Source organism: Streptomyces triticagri (assembly GCF_003429565.1).
GTDB classification, from domain to species: domain Bacteria; phylum Actinomycetota; class Actinomycetes; order Streptomycetales; family Streptomycetaceae; genus Streptomyces; species Streptomyces triticagri.
Genome location: NZ_QUAK01000113.1, coordinates 1 through 20,433, shown reverse-complemented (window position 1 = coordinate 20,433; position 20,433 = coordinate 1). Strand labels below are relative to the sequence as shown.

Genomic DNA, 20,433 nt, shown 5'->3' with positions numbered 1-20,433 from the left:
GCCGGGCGGGCAGATGAACGGCCGCCTGGGGCAAGTCAGTTGACGGTGATCTCTTCGTACACGGGCACGCTGAACTGGTTCAGGGCCACATCGCCGACGTTCTCCGAGTAGCCGGCGCTGCCGTTCTGGTACCAGAGCGGGATGGCCGGCATCTGGTCGCCGAGCAGCTTCTGGGCCGACTGGAAGTCCTCGACGGCCTTGGCGGTGTCCGATTCCTGGTTGGCCCGGTCCACGAGGTCGTCGAACTTCTTGTCGGTGAACTTCCCGTAGTTGGAGGAGGCGCCCGTGTAGTAGAGCGGCTGCAGGAAGTTCTGGATCAGCGGGTAGTCGGCCTGCCAGCCGGAGCGGAAGGGGCCGGTCCATTTGAATTGGGCGGTACGGGACCGGAAGTCGGCGAAGGTGCCGACCGGGTCGACGGTGCAGACCGCACCCTTGCCCAGGGCGTTGTTGATGCTGTTGCAGACGGCGTCCATCCAGTCGCGGTGCGAGCCGGTGTCGACGTTCGAGGTGACGGTGACCTTGCCGCCGGGCAGTCCGCCGCCCTCCTCGATGAGCTTCTTCGCCTGCGCGGGGTCGTACTTGCAGGCGTCGCCGCAGCCCTCCGGGTCGTAGCCGCCCTTGTCGCCGAGGGCGGGGGAGGTCCAGTCCTTGGCGGGGGTGCGGGTGTCCTGGAAGATCTGCTTGGTGATCTGCTCGCGGTTGATGGCCATGGACAGGCCGCGGCGGACCTTCTCCATCCCGTCCTTGCCCCAGTTCTTGTCGTAGAGGGGGAAGACCAGGGTCTGGATGATGAGGGCGGGCTGGTTGATGTAGCGGTCGCCCAGGTCGTTCTTGACGTTCTTGAGCTGCTTGGCCGGTACGTCGTCGACGAGGTCGATGTTGCCGGCCATCAGGTCGGTGTACGCGGTGTTGTTGTCCGTGTAGACGTTGAGGTCGACGCCGCCGTTCTTGGCCGCGTCCTCGCCCTTGTAGTCGTCCCACTTGCGGAGCTTCATGCCGGAGCCCTTGGTGTACGACTCGATGACGTACGGGCCGTTGCCCACCGGCTTCTTGAGCCAGCCGGCGTGGTCCTTGAAGAAGGCCTGCGGGAGCGGCGAAAACGCCTGGTAGCCGAGGGTCTGGGGCCACAGCGAGAACTTCTCGCTCAGCTTCACCGTGAAGGTCTTGTCGTCCTTGACCACCAGGCCGGACATCGTCTTGGCCTTGGCGGCTCCGGACTCGGGGTGGACCTCGTCGTAACCCTCGATGTTGGAGAAGAACGTCGAGTTGTTCTGCTTGTTGTCGATGTGTGCGCCGTAGTTCCAGGCGTCCACGAAGGACTTGGCGGTGACCTTCTCGCCGTTGCTGAACGTCCAGCCGTCCTTGATCGTGACCGTGAAGTTCTGCGAGTCCGTGGTGTCGATCTTCTCGGCGACGGTGTTCTGCGCCTCGCCGGTCTTGGGGTCGTACTTCACCAGGCCGCGGAAGATCATGTCGAGGACCTTGCCGCCCTGCACCTCGTTGGTGTTGGCCGGCTCGATCGGGTTCTGCGGGTCACCCCACGAGGACCGCACGATCCCGGAGCCGTCGCCGCTGCCGCCGCCGCTGGTGTCCGCGCCGCCGCCGCAGGCGGTCGCCGCGAGAGCGACGGCCACCGCGCACGCGGCCCACTTGGCGTGTGTGGCTCCACGCATGGAGTGCCCTCCTCATCAGGCCTGATACGTAACTAGGCCCAATACACCCCAGCTGGTTGAGGTACGCACCTTATCGGGGGCTTTCCGGGGAGGCATACGTACGAAGGCGCCCGGAACCGCATGGCTCCGGGCGCCTTGGACGCGTACGTACGAGGATCAGGCCGCGTGCACGACGTCCTTCTCCTCGGCGAAGTGGCACGCCGATTCGTGGGCGACCGGGCTGTCGGAGCTCTTGAAGCGCTCCGGGACCGCGAGCAGCGGCTCCTCCTGGGCGCACTTGTCCTGCGCCTTCCAGCAGCGGGTACGGAAGCGGCAGCCCGACGGCGGGTTGGCCGGCGACGGCACATCGCCGGTCAGGATGATCCGCTCCCGGCCCTCGCGCGCCTCCGGGTCCGGCACCGGCACCGCGGAGAGCAGCGCCTGGGTGTACGGGTGCGTCGGGTGGTCGTAGATCGACTGGTCGGAGCCGATCTCCGCCATCTTGCCGAGGTACATCACACCGACCCGGTCGGAGATGTGCCGGACGATCGACAGGTCGTGCGCGATGAAGAGATAGGAGAGGTTGAACTCGTCCTGCAGCTTCTCCATCAGGTTGATGACCTGCGCCTGGACCGAGACGTCGAGCGCCGAGACCGGCTCGTCGCAGATGATGATCTCGGGGTTCAGGGCGAGGCCGCGCGCGATGCCGATGCGCTGGCGCTGGCCGCCGGAGAACTGGTGGGGGTACCGGTTGATGTACTCCGGGTTGAGCCCCACCACGTCCAGGAGGTCCTGGACCTTCTGCCGGCGGGACCCCTTCGGCGCCGCCTCCGGGTGGATCTCGAAGGGCTCACCGATGATGTCGCCGACCGTCATCCGCGGGTTCAGGGATGTGTACGGGTCCTGGAACACCATCTGGATGTTGCGGCGTACGGCCTTCAGGGCGCGGCCGGACAGCTTGGTGATGTCCTGGCCCTTGTAGAAGATCTCGCCCGCCGTCGCCTGCTCCAGCATCATCAGGAGCTTGGCGACGGTCGACTTTCCGCAGCCGGACTCGCCCACGATGCCCAGGGTCTCGCCCTGGTGCAGGTCGAAGGAGATGCCGTCGACGGCCTTGACCGCGCCGATCTGCCGCTTGAAGAGGATGCCCTGGGTCAGCGGGAAGTGCTTGACCAGATTGCGCACCTGCAGGATCGGCTCGCCGCGCTCGACGGACGCCTCGATGGCGGCGACCGCCTCGGTCTCGGTCGCGGCGTCGACCGCGTCCACCTCGGAGACGTTCGGGGTCTCGTCGGCGGGCTCGGCCGCTTCGGCCTTGTTGAGCTCAGCCATGGATCGTCTCCTCCCAGAAGTGGCATGCGCTGCCGCGGCCCGGCAGATCGGTGCCGTCCTGCTCCGTCACGGGGACGAGCGGGGGCACCTCGGTGCGGCAGATGTCCTGCGCCTTCGGGCACCGGGGGTTGAACGGGCAACCCGACGGCACATGCAGCAGGTTCGGCGGCAGGCCCTTGATCGCGTAGAGCTCCTGGCCCTTCTGGTCGAGCCGCGGGATCGAGTCGAGCAGCCCGCGCGTGTACGGGTGCGCCGGGCGCTTGTACAGCTCGTGCACCGGCGCGGTCTCCACGATCCGGCCCGCGTACATCACCGCGATCTTGTCGGCGACGTCCGCGACCACACCGAGGTCGTGGGTGATCAGGATCAGACCCATGTTGTATTCCTGCTGCAGCTCCGCGAGCAGGTCCATCACCTGGGCCTGGACCGTCACGTCGAGCGCGGTGGTCGGCTCGTCCGCGATGATCAGGTCCGGTTCGAGGGCGAGCGCCATCGCGATCATGATGCGCTGGCGCATACCGCCGGAGAACTGGTGCGGGAAGTCGTTCACCCGGTCCTTGGCGGCCGGGATCTTCACCCGCTCCATCAGCTCGACGGCCTTGGCCTTCGCCTGCTTGCGGCTCATGCCCTCGTGCACCCGGAACATCTCGCCGAGCTGATAGCCGACCGAGAGCACGGGGTTGAGCGACGAGAGCGCGTCCTGGAAGATCATGGCGATCTTGCTGCCGCGGATCTTCCGGCGTTCCTCGTTGGACATCTTGAGCATGTCCTGGCCGCGGAAGAGGATCTCGCCCTGCGGGATCTTTCCCGGCGGCATGTCGACGATGCCCATGATGGCCTGGGCGGTGACGGACTTGCCGGACCCGGACTCACCCAGGACGGCGAGCGTCTCGCCCGAACTCACGTTGTAGTTGACGCCGTTGACGGCCTTGACCACGCCGTCCCTGGTGTGGAACTCGACGTGCAGATCACGTACGTCTAGCAGCGCACCGCTGTCGTCCCCACCCGAGCGGGAGGAGGGGGCCGAACCTGTCTTGATCTCCATGCTGGTCATGTACGCCTCCCTCAGCGCAGCTTCGGGTCGAGGGCTTCGCGTACCGCGTCGCCGAGCATGATGAACGCCAGCACGGTGAGGCTGAGCATTCCCGCGGGGAAGAACAGCACGTGCGGGTTGTTCCGGATGTTCTGCGTGGCGTCGTTGATGTCACTGCCCCACGAGATGCCGTTGAGGCCGAGGCCCAGGTACGCCAGCGTCGACTCGGCGACGATGTAGGTGCCGAGCGCGATCGTGGCGATCACGATCACCGGCGCCATCGCGTTGGGCAGGATGTGCTTCAGCAGGATCCGCTTGGTCCCGGCGCCGAGCGCGCGGGCCGCAGTGACGTAGTCCGCGTGCTTGTTGGTGATGACCGCACCGCGCATGACACGGGTGATCTGGGTCCAGCCGAGGAAGGCCAGCGCCCCGATGACCACGGGCACCGTGATCTGGTCGACCGAGTTCAGGACGACCATCGCGCCGAGCAGGAACGGGATGCCGAAGAACACGTCTGTGAGCCGCGAGATGAGGGAGTCCCAGAAGCCGCCGAAGTAGCCGGCGAGCATGCCCATCAGACCGCCGAAGAGGGTGATCGTGATGGTGACGCCGAATCCGACGAGCAGCGAGTTGCGGGTGCCGTACACCACGCGGGCATAGATGCTGCGGCCCTGCCCGTCGTATCCGAACCAGTCGGGCTGGAAGAAATGCGTCAGGTTCGGGCTCTGCAGGAAGTGGTTCGCCAGATCGCCGCTACCGGGGTCCGCGCTGGTGAACAGACCGGGCCAGGCGGCCACCACGAGCATCAGGACGATGAGCAGCGAGCCGATGATGAACAGCGGCCGGCGGCGCAGGTCGCGCCACGCATCGCCCCAGAGGCTGCGCGGCTTGCCCACGGCGCCCGCGCCGTTGCGCGGCTCGGCGGCGGTGACCTCGGCGGCCTGGTCCGGCGCGTCGGCGGTCTCGGTCTTGGTGAGGTCAGGCATAACGGATCCTCGGGTCCAGGACCGCGTAGAGCAGGTCGACGAGCAGGCTGGCGAGGAGGTACACGAGCACCATCACGGTGACGATGCCGACGATGACCGCGCCCTCACGTCGGGCGAGCGCCTGGAAGAGCAGGTTGCCGACGCCGGTGACGTTGAAGATTCCCTCGGTGACGACCGCGCCGCCCATCAGGGTGCCGATGTCCGTGCCGAGGTAAGTCACCACGGGGATCAGCGAGTTGCGCAGCAGGTGCCGGGAGACGATGCGCCGGCGCGGGAGGCCCTTGGCGACCGCGGTGCGCATGTAGTCGGCCTTGATGTTCTCCGCGATGGAGGTACGGGTCAGGCGCGCCACGTAGGCGAGACCCACCAGACCGAGCACCAGCGCCGGCATCAACAGCTGGGCCATGTCCTCGGAGTTCTGGACGGTGGGGGTGACCCAGCCGAGCTGGTTGCCGAAGAGCAGCTGGAAGAGCAGACCGAACACGAAGATCGGCACCGAGATCACCAGCAGCGTGAAGAGCGTCACCGAGTTGTCGATGATGCGGCCGCGGCGGATACCGGCGATCACGCCGAGGGCGATACCGACGACGAGTTCGAAGGTCCATGCCATCGCGGCCAGTCGGGCCGATACCGGCAGGGCCGCCGTGATCTCGTCCAGAATCGGCCGGTTCCCGGCGATCGTGTTGCCGAAGTCCCCCTGCAGCAGGCCCCACATGTAGTGCAGGTACTGCTGCCAGAGCGGCAGATCGAGACCGCGGTCGTGCTTGATCTGCGCCACCTGCGCGGGGTCCGGCGGCTTGTCGCCCCACAGAGCGGCGACCGGATCACCGGGCAGCACGTTGACCATGAGGAAGATCAACAAGGTCGTCCCGATGAACACCGGGATCATCTGGAGCAGTCGCCGCGCGACGTAACGCCCCATCATGCCTCCGTCCATTGCAGAGCCGAGCTGTGGCGGCGGTCGGGATTGCCGACCGCCGCCACAGGGAGAAGGCTCTGACGACTACTTCTTGAAGACCTCGACGTCGGTGAAGATCGGGTCACCGGCCTGGTCGAACTTGAGGCTCTTCACGTTGTTCGAGTGAGCGGAGAGCGTCTTGTTGTACCAGAGCGGGATGCCCGGGAAGGTGTTGACGAGCTGCTTCTCGGCCTCGCCGTACAGCTTCGCGGACTCATCGACCGTCTTCGCACCGTCGGCCGCCTTGGCCAGCTTGTCGAACTCGGGGTCCGAGAAGCCGCCCTTGTTGCCGTCGACGCCGGTGCCGTAGAGGTCGGCGAGGAAGTTGCCGTTGAACGGGTAGTCGAGCACCCAGCCGGAGCGGTAGATCGACTTGACCTGCTTCTTGTCGCGGATCTCGGTGTCGGCCGCGAAGTCCGTCACCGCGTCCTCGACGCACTTGACCTTGGTGGCCTTGGTGATGCTGTTGCACACCGCGACGACCCAGTCCTTGTGCGGCTGGTCGGCGTTGTACTGGATCGAGATCTTGTTGCCCGGGACGCCGCCGCCTTCCTTGATGAGCTTGGCGGCAGCCTTCGGGTCGTACTTGCAGAACTTGCCGCAGGCGTCCTGCTGGTAGCCCTTGACGCCCTTGGCGACCCAGCCGGTGGCGGAGTCACGGGTGCCGTTGAACACCGTCTTGGCGATGGTGTCGCGGTCGATGGCCATCGACAGGCCCTGCAGGACCTTGACGTCGATGTCCTTCCACTGCTTCGTGTAGAAGGCCGGGTTGATCGTGTTGATGGCCGAGTAGTCCATCTCGATCGCGCGGTCGCCGAAGTCCTGCTTGAAGTTGGCGACCTCGCTGTTCGGCACGATGGGCATCGAGTCGACGTTGTCGGACTTCAGGTCGGCGTAGGCGGCGGTGTCCTTGGTGTACGCCTTGAAGTCGATGCCGCCGTTCTTGGCCTTGTCCTCGCCGGCGTAGTCGTCGTTGCGGACGACCTTGATCGACTTCTTGTGGTCCCAGCTCTTGAACTTGTACGCGCCGTTGCCCACGGGCTTCTCGCCGTACGCCTTCGGGTCCTCGAAGAAGCCGGAGGGCAGCGGGTAGAACGGCGTGTAGACCAGCTTGTACGCGTAGTACGGGATGCCGGACTTCAGCGTGATGGTGAAGGTGTGGTCGTCGACGACCTTCAGGCCGGACATCTTCTCGCTCTTGGCCTTCCCCTTCTCGGGGTGGACCTCGTCGTAGCCCTCGATGTCGCGGTACCAGGAGCTGTTCTGCTGGCCGTTCGCCGGGTTCGCCGCCCAGTTCCAGGCGTCCACGTACGACTTGGAGGTGACCTCTTCGCCGTTGTGGAACTTCCAGCCCTTCTTGAGCTTGACCGTCCAGACCTTGTTGTCCTTGTCCGGCTCGACCGACTCGGCGTTCTCGTAGGTGATGTTGCCGTCTTCGTCGTAGTGAACGAGACCCGTCCAGAGCGAGTCGATGACGACGCTGCCGTACGCCTCCATCGTGTTGGCCGGCTGGAGCGCGTTCTGCGGCTCACCGTTGGCGTACGACACGATGCCGTTCTTGTCGATGGCACGGTCCTTGTCACCGCTGTCGCCGCCGCTGCCCCCGCCGCAGGCGGTCGCACCAAGCGCCACAACGGCGGCTATCGCGACCCACTTGGCGCTCTTGGCACCACGCATGGGTTCCTCCTCATGAGTCCACTTGTTCACTACAAGAGGGGGCACAGTTCGTCCCGCCGCCACCCCTGACGACGTCCCTGAAGTGCCCCAGTGTGCTCGTGAGTCGGCGCTCCCCACAGCGCATGACCCATTGACCCGAGCTCTACGCGGTCAACTATTAGCCATGGGGTTGCGCCCGACCACACCCTTTTGGTCTCGGTTCGATCACACCTGAGCCGTACATCTTCCGAAATCTGGACAAACCGATCCGAGATAGATGGTTGCGAAACGGACTCGTTACACATCTATCGGTCAGCAGAGTTCGGATTCCGGACAAGTGATCGTGAAAAACCGGTTGCTACGACGGCCGCTGGGGGCTGTCCCGTCACGCCCGCTGCGGGGCATTCGACCAGAGCGGGCGTCCACCGGGAATCTAGGCGCGTAGATCGATGCCGAGAAGTTACCCCGCAACGCGGACTGGCCCGACTCTAGCCCCAATTGGGGCAGAGCCGGGCCTGCCGGTTTGTTAAATCCCTGTTTGCTGAATCCCTGCTACCGGTGCACTGCTCGAGTCAGCTGTGCTTGGCGCGGGAGGCCGCGCGGGCGCGCTCCGTCTTGTCCAGGTTCACCTTGCGGATACGGACGGCCTCCGGGGTGACCTCGACGCACTCGTCGTCGCGGCAGAACTCCAGGGACTGCTCGAGGGAGAGCTTGCGGGCCGGCACCACGTTCTCCGTGGTGTCCGCGGAAGCCGCACGCATGTTGGTGAGCTTCTTCTCCTTGGTGATGTTCACGTCCATGTCGTCGGCGCGCGAGTTCTCGCCGACGATCATGCCCTCGTACACCTCGGTGCCGGGCTCGGTGAACAGGACGCCGCGCTCCTGCAGGTTGATCATCGCGAACGGCGTGACCGCGCCCGCGCGGTCGGCGACGAGCGAGCCGTTGTTACGGGTCGTCAGGGTGCCGAACCACGGCTCGTGGCCCTCGTGGATCGAGTGCGCGATGCCCGTACCGCGGGTGTTGGTCAGGAACTCCGTGCGGAAGCCGATCAGGCCGCGGGACGGGACGACGAACTCCATGCGGACCCAGCCGGAGCCGTGGTTCGACATGTTGTCCATCCGGCCCTTGCGGACGCCCATCAGCTGGGTGACCGCGCCCATGTGCTCCTCGGGCACGTCGATCGTCATGCGCTCGACCGGCTCGTGCAGCTTGCCGTCGATCTCCTGCGTGACGACCTGCGGCTTGCCGATGGTCAGCTCGAAGCCCTCGCGGCGCATCTGCTCGACCAGGATGGCCAGCGCCAGCTCACCGCGGCCCTGCACCTCCCAGGTGTCCGGGCGCTCGGTGTCGAGCACCCGCAGCGAGACGTTACCGATCAGCTCGCGGTCCAGGCGGTCCTTGACCTGGCGGGCGGTGACCTTGCGGTCCTTGACCGCGGACTTGGCGTCCGCGCCCTTGCCGGTGCCGCCGCGGCCGACCAGCGGCGAGGTGTTGGTGCCGATGGTCATGGAGATGGCCGGCTCGTCGACCGTGATCAGCGGCAGGGCGACCGGGTTCTCCGGGTCGGCCAGGGTCTCGCCGATCATGATGTCGGCGATGCCCGCGACGGCGCAGATGTCACCGGGGCCGGCGACCTCGGCGGGCTTGCGGGTGAGCGCCTCGGTCATCATCAGCTCGCTGATGCGGACGTTGGAGATGGAGCCGTCCCGCTTGATCCAGGCGACGGTCTGGCCCTTGCGCAGCTCGCCCTGCTCGACGCGGAGCAGCGCGATACGGCCGAGGAAGTTGTCCGCGTCCAGGTTGGTGACATGGGCCTGGAGCGGGGCGTCCGCGTCGTACTGCGGGGCCGGGACGGTGTCCAGGATCGTGGAGAAGAACGGCTCCACGCTGTCGCTGTCGGACGGGACGGTGCCGTCCTCGGGCTTGGTCAGCGAGGCGACGCCGTCACGGGCGCAGGCGTAGACGATCGGGAACTCGATCTGGTCCTCGTCCGCGTCGAGGTCGAGGAACAGGTCGTACGTCTCGTTGACGACCTCGTCGATGCGGGAGTCCGGGCGGTCCGTCTTGTTGATGCACAGGATGACCGGCATCCGGGCCTGCAGCGCCTTGCGGAGCACGAAGCGGGTCTGCGGCAGCGGGCCCTCGGAGGCGTCCACGAGCAGCACGACCGCGTCCACCATCGACAGACCGCGCTCGACCTCGCCACCGAAGTCGGCGTGGCCGGGGGTGTCGATGATGTTGATCGTGATCGGGTCCCCGCCGTCCTTGGGGTGGTACTTCACCGCCGTGTTCTTGGCGAGGATCGTGATGCCCTTCTCACGCTCCAGGTCGTTCGAGTCCATCATGCGGTCGTCGAGCGACTCGGCGGCGTGGGCGGCGAAGGCACCGGCCTGCTTCAGCATGGCGTCTACGAGGGTCGTCTTGCCGTGGTCGACGTGGGCGACGATGGCGACGTTACGGATGTCGTGGCGCGTGGGCACGTGCGGTGCTTCTCCCGGGATGAGTGGAACTCGAAGGCGCCTCGGCGTACGTACTGCCGCTGCAGCTGTACGCGGGCCCTGCCGGGCAGACGTGCCACGGCCTCACCCCATGGTACGGGCCTGCCGGCGAGGCGGCCTCCGCAGGGTTCGGCGAGCGGTGTAGGGGTGTGAAGGCGCAGGTCAAGTGGGTGGCACAAGTGTGCCCGCCGGCGGCTCCGGCGGGCAAGGCACTTGAGGGAGATCAGAGGTCCCGGGGGATTTCTGCTACGACTTGTCCTTCTTGGTCACGACGGCTTTCCCTTCTCGGTCCGCTACGACTTGGCCTTCTTGCTCGGCAGGGCCGAGCCGTCCGGGCCGGGGCGTGCGCCCTTCTTCAGGAAGCCCATGTCCTCGTAGTGCGGGCTCTCGAAGCCGGTGGCGCCCGCATTGGCGAGATTGTGCCTGGCGGCGAACAGCTGCGGGCGCTGGTACAGCGGAATCGATCCTGCCGCGGCCCAGATCCTGGCGTCCGCCTTCTTCACCAGGTCGCGGGACGCCGCGTCGTCCAGCTCGGACACCGCCTGCTCGAAGAGCTGGTCGATCTGGTCGGTGCCGACCCGGGTGTAGTTCTGCTCGACATTGAGCGAACCGTCCGCGGCCGGCTCCGGCTTGGCGAAGATCGGCCGGGCGTCGGTCGCCGGGTAGGCGGTGCCGGGCCAGGAGTAGAGGGCGAGGTCGTACTGGCCCGAGGCGATGTGGTCCTTGAAGTAGCTCTCGTCCTCGACCTTCTCGGTCTCCGTGCGGACGCCGACCTTCGACAGCATCCCGGAGATCTTGTCCGCCACCGTACGCAGGGACTCCGAGCCCGGCCCGGAGGGGAGCACGAACCGCAGGGTCAGCGGCTTGCCGTCCTTGCCGAGCGCACCGCCCGCCGCCTTCGGCGCGGGACCGCCGGTCGCGGATGCGCCCTCCTTCGGGGCGGCCGTGCCCTTCGGGGCGTACGCGCCGGGGGCGCCGCCGTGCCGCGCCTGGCCGGCCTCCTTGGCCTGCTTCTCCTTGCCCTCCTCGCGGCGCGCCTCGTCCGGCAGGCCGTCGCGGGCCGCCGCCGACACCGCACGGGCCTGCTGCTCGACCGCCGCCTGCTGACGGGCGGCGGAGTCGGCCAGGGAGAGCGCCGAGACCCCGGGGTCGCCGGGCTTCGAGTCGTCCTCGCCGACGATGTACGTACCGTCTTCGTCGCTGGAACCGTCCCCGGACTTCGACGCCTTCTTCTCGGCGGAGGAACCCGCGGAACCGTCCTCGCCGTCGTCCCCGGCCGTCTTGCCCTTGGCGGCCTTCGTGTCCTTCTTCGGCTGCTCCGCTCCCCCGGGCACCCAGCCGGCGTCCGCGAGCAGCGCCTGGGCCTCGGCCACGTCCTGCTTGCCGAGCGCACCGCTGTTGTCCTGGTACGCCTGCTGCCCGGCGAGGGCGAGATGGCTGCCGACCGTCTCGGCGGGCAGGCCGAGCGGAGTGAGCACCGTCCGGGCGATCGCCTTGCGGTCGATGGCACGGGCCACGGCCCGGCGGACCCGCTCGTCGGCGAGCGGGCCCTCGGAGCCGTTGAGGGCGAGCTGGGTGTAGGCGGGCTCGAGGGACTTGCGGACCTCGAACTGCCGCAGCCCCTTCTGCTCGGCGGCGTACTTCTTGCGCGCCTCCGCCGTCTTCTCCCGGGCCTCCGTCTCGGCCTCGGCCTTCTCCTCGCCGGCCGCTCCGTGCGCGCGGGCCCAGGAGATCAGGGCCTTGGAGGGCGTGGTGTCCGTGCCGGGGCCGTGGGCGAGCGGGCCCTTCGCGCTGCGGTCGCGGGCGGCGAGCGCGATGCGCTCCGCGTCCCCGGCGCCGATCTCGGCGATGTCGAGCTCGCCGGCGGCGAGGGCGTCCGCGCGCTTGTCCTGGGGTACGGCCTTGAGGACCAGCTTCTCCAGTTTGGCGGGGCTGCCCCACCAGCGCGGGTTGCGGGCAAGGGTCACCGACTCCGCCTTGCGGTCGACCTTCTCCACCCGGAACGGCCCTGCGGTGTGCTTGAGTTGGCGCCGCGCCCCCTCGTTGAACGCGTCGGGGGTCCCCATGACCTCCTTGGGGTACAGCGGCGAGAACAGGGCGCGCCAGTCGGCGTACGGCTTGCTGAAGGTGACCCGTACCTCCAGGTCGTTGGCTCCGCGCTCGATCTTCTCGATGCGCTCGTAGCCGGCGTTGCGGGCGGTCCAGTACGCGGAGTCCTTGCCGGACAGGGCGCGCCACTGGGCCGCGAAGTCGGCGGCGCCGATCTCGCGTCCGTTGCTCCAGACCGCCTGCTGGTTGAGCTTGTAGAGCACGACCTGCTTGGGCTCGCGCTCGACGATCTCGGCCTTCTCCAGGTAGTCCTCGTTGCGGACCGTGCGGCCCTTGGCGTCCAGTGCGTACATGGACGGCAGTACGGCGCCGGCGACCCGTGTGGTGGTCGAACCGGCGTCCGCCTGGAAGGAGTTGAGGGTCTCGGGCAGCTCGTCGACCGCCCAGGTGGCGGTGCCGCCGTCGGCCACCAGGTCCCGCGTGGCGGGGCGTACGTCCTGGGCTGCGTGGGCGGCGCCGGACTCGTCGCCCGAGCTGCAGCCGGCGAGGGCGGGCAGGACGAGCGCGCCCGTGGTGAGGAGCGCGACAGAGCGGAGTCTGACGCCGTCGTGGGACATGGCTGGAACCTCCGGGGAGGAGCGGTTTCTTCACGTTTGGGCGTATAGGGAGTTGATCACACCTATCGCCCACTGAAGGGGCTGGGCGCCCCGGAGGGAGGGAGACACGGCCGGGCCGGCGCGTAAGGCCACTCGTGCGGCCCAAAGATGTCCTCAATCGCCGGACGGGCTCAATGGAGCCCGCCCGGCGATTGAGGGCTTCGGCTGCAGTTGGAGCCGAAAACAAAATCGAAAACTCTCACACCGCTTCACAAGGTGGGATGTGACGCGCGACACTCTCAGGCGCATGAACATTGCCGCCCGCGACCGCGGAAGTGAGGGCAAGTCATGTCCCTGCATGATGACTTGACGGCGATTCAGCGAACTCTCGACGATCTCGACCGCTCGGTCGGAAGGCTGGAGCAGCACATCGGCGCCGGCCTCGACATACGCCGGGTCCGCACCGACGCCGGCCATCTGCGCGACAGCGTCGCCCTGCTCGGCGAGGCAGCGACACAGGCCACCCCGGGGCACGCCCCGGACCGCCCGGAGATGGTCACGATCTCCGACACACCGTACGACCGCACGCTGTGGACGGACTCCGACGACGAGGGCCTCGGCGCCCGCGACCGCCACGCGCCCTGAGCAGCCCATCCGACGGGAGATCTTCGTTGGCCACCGGTACCGAACCCGACCTCAAGAGCACGGGCGGCGTGCGCGGCCCGGCCCGGGCCTCCATCGCCGCCCCGCATCTGCGCACCGACCGCTGGTGGCTGCCGCCCGCCGCGACCGCGGCCGGTCTGCTCGCCTTCGTCGTCTACTCGTCCTGGCGGGCGTTCTCCGACGCCGACTACTACGCGGCTCCGTACGTGTCCCCGTTCTACTCGCCGTGCCTCGCGGAGAGTTGCGCCCCGATGAAGGCGGGCCCCAACTGGGAGCTGGTGGGCAGCTGGTGGCCCCTCTCCCCCGCCCTGATCATCCTGATCTTCCCGCTCGGCTTCCGGCTGACCTGCTACTACTACCGCAAGGCCTACTACCGGGGCTTCTGGGCCTCGCCGCCGGCCTGCGCGGTCGCCGAGCCGCACAGGACGTACTCGGGCGAGACCCGCTTCCCGCTCATCCTGCAGAACCTGCACCGGTACTTCTTCTACGCCGCGATGCTGGTCGCCGTCGTGCTGAGCTGGGACACGATCCTCGCCTTCCGCGACGAGCACTACGACTGGGGCCATATGGGCCTCGGCACCCTGGTGTTCCTGGTCAACATCGTGCTGATCTGGGCGTACACCCTGTCCTGTCACTCCTGCCGGCACATCGTCGGCGGCAAGCTCAAGCACTTCTCCAAGCATCCCGTGCGCTATCGCATGTGGCAGTGGGTGGGCCGGCTCAACGACCGGCACATGCTGCTCGCCTGGGCCTCGCTGGTCAGCGTCGCCGTGGCGGATCTGTACGTGTATCTGGTGGCGAGCGGTGTCTTCGACGATCCGAGGTTCTTCTGATGTCCCAGGTGGAACGGCAGCAGTGGGACGTGGTCGTGATCGGCGCGGGCGGTGCCGGACTGCGGGCCGCGATCGAGGCCCGCGAGCAGGGGCTTCGTACGGCGGTGATCTGCAAGTCGCTGTTCGGCAAGGCGCACACCGTGATGGCCGAGGGCGGCATCGCGGCCTCGATGGGCAATGTCAACGACGGCGACAACTGGCAGGTGCACTTCCGCGACACCCTGCGCGGCGGCAAGTTCCTCAACCAGTGGCGGATGGCCGAACTGCACGCGCAGGAGGCACCGGACCGGGTCTGGGAGCTGGAGACCTGGGGCGCCCTCTTCGACCGCACCGGTGACGGCCGCATCTCGCAGCGGAACTTCGGCGGGCACGAGTACCCGCGCCTGGCGCATGTGGGCGACCGTACGGGCCTGGAGCTGATCCGCACGCTGCAGCAGAAGGTGGTGTCCCTGCAGCAGGAGGACGCGACCGAACTCGGTGATCACGAGGGGCGGTTGAAGGTCTTCCAGGAGTGCACCGTGACCCGGGTGATCAAGGAGCCGGGTGACGGGGGCCGGGTCGCCGGGGTCTTCGGGTACGACCGCGAGTCCGGGCGCTTCTTCGTCCTCGAGGCGCCCTCGGTCGTCATCGCGACCGGCGGCATCGGCAAGTCCTTCAAGGTGACGTCCAACTCCTGGGAGTACACCGGGGACGGGCACGCGCTCGCGCTGCTCGCCGGGGCGCCGCTGCTCAACATGGAGTTCGTGCAGTTCCACCCGACCGGCATGGTCTGGCCGCCGTCGGTGAAGGGCATCCTGGTCACCGAGTCGGTGCGCGGCGACGGCGGGGTGCTGCGCAACTCCGAGGGCAAGCGGTTCATGTTCGACTACATCCCGGACGTCTTCAAGGAGAAGTACGCCCAGTCCGAGGACGAGGGCGACCGCTGGTACGAGGACCCGGACAACAACCGCCGCCCGCCCGAGCTGCTCCCCCGCGACGAGGTGGCCCGCGCCATCAACGCCGAGGTCAAGGCGGGCCGCGGCTCCCCGCACGGCGGGGTGTTCCTCGATGTGTCGACGCGGATGTCCGCCGATGTGATCCGGCGCCGACTGCCGTCCATGTACCACCAGTTCAAGGAGCTCGCGGACGTCGACATCACCGCGGAGGCGATGGAGGTCGGACCGACCTGTCACTACGTGATGGGCGGCATCGCCGTCGACTCGGACACCGCGGCGGCCGTCGCCGTCCCCGGTCTCTACGCCGCCGGCGAGGTCGCGGGCGGCATGCACGGATCCAACCGGCTCGGCGGCAACTCGCTCTCCGACCTCCTTGTCTTCGGCCGCCGCGCGGGACTGCACGCGGCCCGGTACGCGGCGGGACTCGAGCGCCGTCCCGTACTGGACGAGGAGGCCATCGACGCGGCGGCGGCCGAGGCGCTGCGCCCGTTCTCCGCGGAGGGCCCGGCGCCCGGCGAGGAGGACGGCCGGCCGCCGGAGAATCCGTACACCCTGCATCAGGAGCTCCAGCAGTCGATGAACGACCTGGTGGGCATCATCCGCCGGGACGGCGAGATGCGGCAGGCGCTGCAGCGGCTCGTCGAGCTGCGGCAGCGGGCCCGGCGTGCGGGGGTGGAGGGGCACCGGCAGTTCAACCCCGGCTGGCATCTCGCCCTGGATCTGCGGAACATGCTGCTGGTCAGCGAGTGCATCGCCCGCTCCGCGCTTGAGCGCACCGAGAGCCGCGGCGGGCACACGCGTGAGGACTTCCCCGTCATGGACCGCAGTTGGCGCCGGGCGAATCTGGTGTGCCGGCTCGCCGATCCGGCGGCGGCCCGTGCCGACCTCGAGGACCCGGAGCCGGTACGCGGTCAGATCCGGCTCGAACGGGTGGAGACCGAGCCCATCCGCCCCGACCTGCTCGCCCTCTTCGAGAAGGAGGAGCTGGTGAAGTACCTGGCCGAAGAGGAGCTTTACGAGTGACGACGACGAGTGAGCCGGCCGCCTCCACCTCCTACACCGGGCACTTCCGGGTGTGGCGCGGTGACACCCAGGGCGGCGAACTGGCGGACTTCGAGGTCGAGGTCAACGAGGGCGAGGTGGTCCTCGACATCATCCACCGGCTGCAGGCGACCCAGGCACCGGATCTCGCCGTACGCTGGAACTGCAAGGCGGGCAAGTGCGGTTCGTGCAGTGCGGAGGTGAACGGCCGGCCTCGGCTGCTCTGTATGACGCGGATGTCGGTGTTCACCCGCGAGGAGACGATCACCGTGACACCGCTGCGGGCGTTCCCCGTGGTGCGGGACCTGGTCACGGACGTGTCGTTCAACTACACCAAGGCGCGCGAGGTGCCGTCCTTCGTACCGCCGCCGGGGGTGGCCCCGGGCGAGTACCGGATGATGCAGGAGGACGTGGACCGGCCGCAGGAGTTCCGTAAGTGCATCGAGTGCTTCCTGTGCCAGGACACCTGCCATGTGGTCCGCGACCACGAGGAGAACAAGGGCGCCTTCGCGGGCCCGCGCTTCCTGATGCGGGTCGCCGAGCTGGACATGCATCCGCTGGACGCGGCCGCGGACACCGGTCTCGACCGGAAGACGACCGCGCAGGACGAGCACGGTCTCGGCTACTGCAACATCACCAAGTGCTGTACGGAGGTATGTCCCGAGGGCATCCGGATCACCGACAATGCTCTGATCCCGCTGAAGGAGCGGGCCGCGGACCGTAAGTACGACCCGCTGGTCTGGCTGGGGAACAAGATCCGGAGGCGGGGCGAGCAATAGGGGCTCGCCTCAGGGGATGCCGGCGGCCGGATCTTGCCCGTACCCTCCCTGGCACCTAGGATGAATGCGCTTTCATTTCCGTACGGTACCCGAGGCGAGCAGCGAGCAGGCGATCCGGTGAGTTCAACCCCCACGGTGTACGACGTGGCCGAGCGGTCCGGTGTGTCCATCGCCACGGTCTCCCGGGTCTACCGCAACCCGGACTCGGTGCGCGAGGCGACCCGCGAGAAGGTGCTCGCCGCGGCCCGCGACCTCGGCTACGTACCGAGCGGGAACGCCCGCGGGCTCGCCAGCCGCTCCACCGGCGTCCTCGGCCTCTGTTTCCCCGACTACTCCGACCCGGACACCGAGTCCGAGGCGGCCGCCGCCGACGCGGACGACGACCACGCCTTCATGCTGTACTCCGACCAGATCATCCGCGGCATGGAGCGGGCCGCGCGGCGGCACGGGTACGCGCTGCTCATCGCGGCCTCGCTCAGCGGCGGCCCGGAGAGCCTGGTGGCGAAGGTCGCCGGGCGGGTGGACGGCTTCGCCGTGCTCGCCAGGACGGTGCCGACCGAGGACCTCGAGGTCATATCGCGCCGGCTGCCCGTGGTCATGCTCGCCGGGCCCCGCGACCCGGACGGCCCCGACCACCTGGACCACATCGAGGTGGCGAACGCCGACGGCCAGCGGGCACTGACCCGGCACCTCATCGAGGACCACGGACTGCGGCGGCTCGCCTTCGTCGGCGGTGTCGAGGACTCCCCCGACGCCCAGGCCCGCTTCGACGGGTACGCGGCGGCCCGGCAGGAGGCGGGCCTTTCCGTACCCCGAGCCCCTGACGTACGGCCGGAGTTGATGACGCAGGCGGAGGGTGCGCGGGCCGTCGAGGCGCTGCTCGACCGGGCCGGTGCCGAGCTGCCCGAGGGCATTCTCTTCGCGAACGACCAGATGGCGATCGGGGCGCTGCACGCGCTCGAGCGGCGCGGGCTCCGGGTGCCAGAGGACGTGGCGGTCACCGGATTCGACGGCATTCCGCTCGGGCGGCTTGTCCGGCCCGCGCTGACCACGGTGCGTCAGCCCATGCGGCGCCTCGGCGAAGAGGCCGTCGATCTCCTCGTCCACCGGCTCGGCTCGTCGGGCACGGCGGCCGAGCCGGAGTCCCGGGTGCTGCCGGTCGATGTGGTGCGGCGGGAGAGCTGCGGGTGCGGGGACGTGGCCGGCTGAACTGCGCTGCCCTGGGCCCTGTCTTCACATACCCGTCGCCGCCGCCCCGGAGGGCGGCCTCGCGTCGTCCGGTGACTGCCCGCGCGCCATCACGCCCGGTGTGCAGCCGGCGAAGGCCAGCATGTCGCGGTGCAGATGCGGCTGGTCCACGTATCCGCAGGCCGTCGCGACCTCGATCGGGTTCATGCCGGCCCGCAGAGCCCGTGCGGCGTGGTCGAAGCGTACGAGCATCGCCGCCTTCTTGGGCGTCAGCCCGATCTGCTCGCTGAAACGGGACCAGAGCCGTTTGCGGCTCCACCCGCAGGACGCCGCGAGCTCGCCGATCCGCACCCGGCCCCGACGGGTCACGATGTGCTGCCAGGCGGCCGCGACCTCGGGCGTCACCGCCGGCGCCCGATCGGCCCTGCGAATGAGGAACTCGTCGGTGAGCGCGAGGCGTTGCTGCCACGTCGGGGTGTCGGCGAGCTGCTCGCGCAGCAGCTGTCCGGGGCGTCCCCACACCTCGTCGAGCGAGACCGGCGAACCGTCGAACTCACGGGTGGAGACGCCGAGCAGACCGTACGCGGACCGGGGCGAGAGCCGCATCTCGACGCACTCGACCTGATCGCCGAGGACACGGATCGGCCCCGGAGCGGGCGCGGCCACGAAGCTGCTCAGCGCCATGCTGCCCGCAGGGGTCTCGATGGCGAACTGCTCGCCCCCGAGCCCGATCACGACGACCACGACCGGCTGGGGGATGACCCGCAGGTCGAGCCCGACGGCCGCAGTGTCCCGGAATCCGGCCGTCCGGACGCCGTCGAGTGGCGCGCTGCCGTGGGCGGTGGCCTCCCAGCCGCCCTCGGTGCCGTGATCCGTCAGGTCGAGCCCGGCTTCCTGGCTGCTCATCCGTTCAGTGTCGCCGAGGATGCGGGCGCCTGTCTTGGATCAATGTTCCCCATCGGGACCGGCCCGCCGCCTCGGGGGCGGTTCGCCCTCGCCTCGGAGAGGGACTGTCGGACCCTGCGTCTACGCTCGCGAACATGCTCGAAGACGACGCTCTGACCGCCACCCGCGAGGCCTACGACGACGCTGCCGCCACCTATGCCCAGCTGTTCCGCGATTCGTTGCGGGACAGCCCCGTGGACCGGGCCGCCCTTGGCCTCTTCGCCGAGTCCGTGCGTACGGCCGGAGGCGGGCCGGTCGCGGATCTGGGCTGCGGACCCGGCCATGTCACGGCGTACATGGGGGAGTTGGGGCTGAGCGCATTCGGTGTGGATGCCTCATCGGCGATGATCGAGTCGGCTCGGGAGGCGTATCCCGGGCTGCGGTTCGACATCGGGTCGATGAGCGGCCTGAGCATCCCGGACGGCGAACTGGGCGGCGTACTGGCGCGCTGGTCCGTCATCCACCTGCCGCCGGAGCAACTCCCCGCCGTTCTGGAGGAGTTCCACCGGGTACTGGCACCCGGCGGGCATCTGCTGATCGGGTTCTCGGCGAGTGCGGGCCCTTCCCACCTCACGCAGGTCTTCGATCACGCGGTCGCGCCTGCCCATCGCTGGTGGCCCGACCACCTCGCGGCGCTGCTGCGTGCCGCCGGCCTGGCCGAGGTGGCCCGGACGGTCCGGGCGCCGCAGCCCACCGACCGGCGGCAGTTCCAGGAGGTCCACCTGCTGGCCCGCAAGGCCGGGGCGGAGCCCGGCTGATGCACCCGCCGTCACCGGGCGGCGGCGCGCTCCGCTTCCGACCGCAGCACACAGAACTCGTTGCCCTCGGGGTCGGCGAGCACCGCCCAGCCCGTTCCGTCCGGATTGCGGCGGTCCTCGAGGAAGGTGGCACCGAGCGACAGCAGACGCTCGACCTCCTCGTCCCGGGTGGTGTCCGGCCGCAGACACAGGTGCAGCCGGTTCTTGCCGGCCTTCGCCTCCGGGACCTCGTTGAAGTGCAGCGCGGGCCCGCCAGGGAGCAGCAGCACCTCCGTCTCGTCGTCGCCGGGCCGGTCCTCCGCATCCATCGGACGCCCCGTCACCCGGCTCCAGAACTCGGCCAGTCGATAGGCGTCGGCACAGTCGATCGCGATGTTCGCCACGGTGGAAAGCATGCGCGTGATCCTCGCGGAGGGCGGGTCCTCCCGCAAAGCGATTACGGCCCGAGCGGTGCCGGCCTTCGGCCTGCGGCCGGGAGTACGTGCGGCCGGGCGCGCAAGAGGTTCGCCGCGGGACCCGCTCCGGGCGGCG

General features: G+C 68.7%; 16 protein-coding genes. 6 read left to right on the top strand and 10 right to left on the bottom strand.

What is annotated here, in order from left to right; genetic code table 11:
• Positions 1–35 precede the first annotated feature (35 nt).
• The 8 genes from DY218_RS20815 to DY218_RS20780 form a co-directional block, all read right to left on the bottom strand.
• On the bottom strand, positions 36–1,673 hold the full coding sequence (locus tag DY218_RS20815) for a peptide ABC transporter substrate-binding protein (protein ID WP_128557621.1): 1,638 nt from the start codon (positions 1,671–1,673) through the stop codon (positions 36–38).
• A gap of 156 nt (positions 1,674–1,829) precedes the next feature.
• Positions 1,830–2,984, bottom strand: a complete 1,155-nt coding sequence (locus DY218_RS20810; RefSeq protein WP_128557620.1) for an ABC transporter ATP-binding protein — start codon at positions 2,982–2,984, stop codon at positions 1,830–1,832.
• Positions 2,977–4,029: an ABC transporter ATP-binding protein gene (locus tag DY218_RS20805; protein WP_407703666.1), complete on the bottom strand. Its 1,053-nt coding sequence runs from the start codon at positions 4,027–4,029 to the stop codon at positions 2,977–2,979. The genes DY218_RS20810 and DY218_RS20805 overlap by 8 nt, the downstream gene beginning before the upstream one ends.
• Positions 4,030–4,049: 20 nt before the next feature.
• Positions 4,050–5,003 (bottom strand): ABC transporter permease, encoded by a 954-nt coding sequence (locus DY218_RS20800; protein ID WP_128557618.1) that lies wholly within the window; start codon positions 5,001–5,003, stop codon positions 4,050–4,052.
• Positions 4,996–5,925: an ABC transporter permease gene (locus DY218_RS20795; RefSeq protein ID WP_128557630.1), complete on the bottom strand. Its 930-nt coding sequence runs from the start codon at positions 5,923–5,925 to the stop codon at positions 4,996–4,998. Before DY218_RS20795 ends, DY218_RS20800 begins: the two co-directional genes overlap by 8 nt.
• A gap of 81 nt (positions 5,926–6,006) precedes the next feature.
• The gene (locus DY218_RS20790) at positions 6,007–7,638 is read right to left on the bottom strand and encodes a peptide ABC transporter substrate-binding protein (RefSeq protein ID WP_128557617.1); all 1,632 of its coding nucleotides are present in this window, start codon (positions 7,636–7,638) and stop codon (positions 6,007–6,009) included.
• Between the two features lie 551 nt (positions 7,639–8,189).
• Entirely contained in the window at positions 8,190–10,097 is a 1,908-nt protein-coding gene (gene typA / locus DY218_RS20785) for a translational GTPase TypA (RefSeq protein ID WP_128557616.1), read from the bottom strand.
• 311 nt (positions 10,098–10,408) lie between these two features.
• The gene (locus DY218_RS20780) at positions 10,409–12,781 is read right to left on the bottom strand and encodes an ABC transporter substrate-binding protein (protein WP_128557615.1); all 2,373 of its coding nucleotides are present in this window, start codon (positions 12,779–12,781) and stop codon (positions 10,409–10,411) included.
• Positions 12,782–13,108: 327 nt separating this feature from the next.
• Between DY218_RS20780 and DY218_RS20775 the strand changes: the two genes are divergently transcribed.
• The 5 genes from DY218_RS20775 (at position 13,109) to DY218_RS20755 (ending at position 18,220) form a co-directional block, all read left to right on the top strand.
• Complete coding sequence (locus tag DY218_RS20775; protein WP_128557614.1) at positions 13,109–13,405, top strand: hypothetical protein; 297 nt, start codon at positions 13,109–13,111, stop codon at positions 13,403–13,405.
• Positions 13,406–13,431: 26 nt separating this feature from the next.
• On the top strand, positions 13,432–14,256 hold the full coding sequence (locus DY218_RS20770) for a hypothetical protein (protein ID WP_128557613.1): 825 nt from the start codon (positions 13,432–13,434) through the stop codon (positions 14,254–14,256).
• A complete protein-coding gene (locus tag DY218_RS20765) occupies positions 14,256–16,214 on the top strand; it encodes a fumarate reductase/succinate dehydrogenase flavoprotein subunit (protein ID WP_128557612.1) in 1,959 nt (652 codons plus the stop codon). Before DY218_RS20770 ends, DY218_RS20765 begins: the two co-directional genes overlap by 1 nt.
• Complete coding sequence (locus DY218_RS20760) at positions 16,211–17,011, top strand: succinate dehydrogenase/fumarate reductase iron-sulfur subunit (protein WP_128557611.1); 801 nt, start codon at positions 16,211–16,213, stop codon at positions 17,009–17,011. Before DY218_RS20765 ends, DY218_RS20760 begins: the two co-directional genes overlap by 4 nt.
• 135 nt (positions 17,012–17,146) lie before the next feature.
• The gene (locus DY218_RS20755; RefSeq protein WP_233521738.1) at positions 17,147–18,220 is read left to right on the top strand and encodes a LacI family DNA-binding transcriptional regulator; all 1,074 of its coding nucleotides are present in this window, start codon (positions 17,147–17,149) and stop codon (positions 18,218–18,220) included.
• Positions 18,221–18,244: 24 nt separating this feature from the next.
• Here DY218_RS20755 and DY218_RS20750 read toward each other — a convergent pair whose 3' ends face one another.
• Positions 18,245–19,105, bottom strand: coding sequence for a helix-turn-helix domain-containing protein (locus DY218_RS20750; RefSeq protein ID WP_128557609.1), 861 nt, complete (start codon positions 19,103–19,105; stop codon positions 18,245–18,247).
• A 134-nt stretch (positions 19,106–19,239) separates the two neighbouring features.
• Between DY218_RS20750 and DY218_RS20745 the strand changes: the two genes are divergently transcribed.
• Positions 19,240–19,902, top strand: a complete 663-nt coding sequence (locus tag DY218_RS20745) for a class I SAM-dependent methyltransferase (RefSeq protein WP_128557608.1) — start codon at positions 19,240–19,242, stop codon at positions 19,900–19,902.
• A gap of 11 nt (positions 19,903–19,913) precedes the next feature.
• Here DY218_RS20745 and DY218_RS20740 read toward each other — a convergent pair whose 3' ends face one another.
• Positions 19,914–20,297, bottom strand: coding sequence for a VOC family protein (locus DY218_RS20740; protein WP_128557607.1), 384 nt, complete (start codon positions 20,295–20,297; stop codon positions 19,914–19,916).
• Between the last annotated feature and the right edge of the window lie 136 nt (positions 20,298–20,433).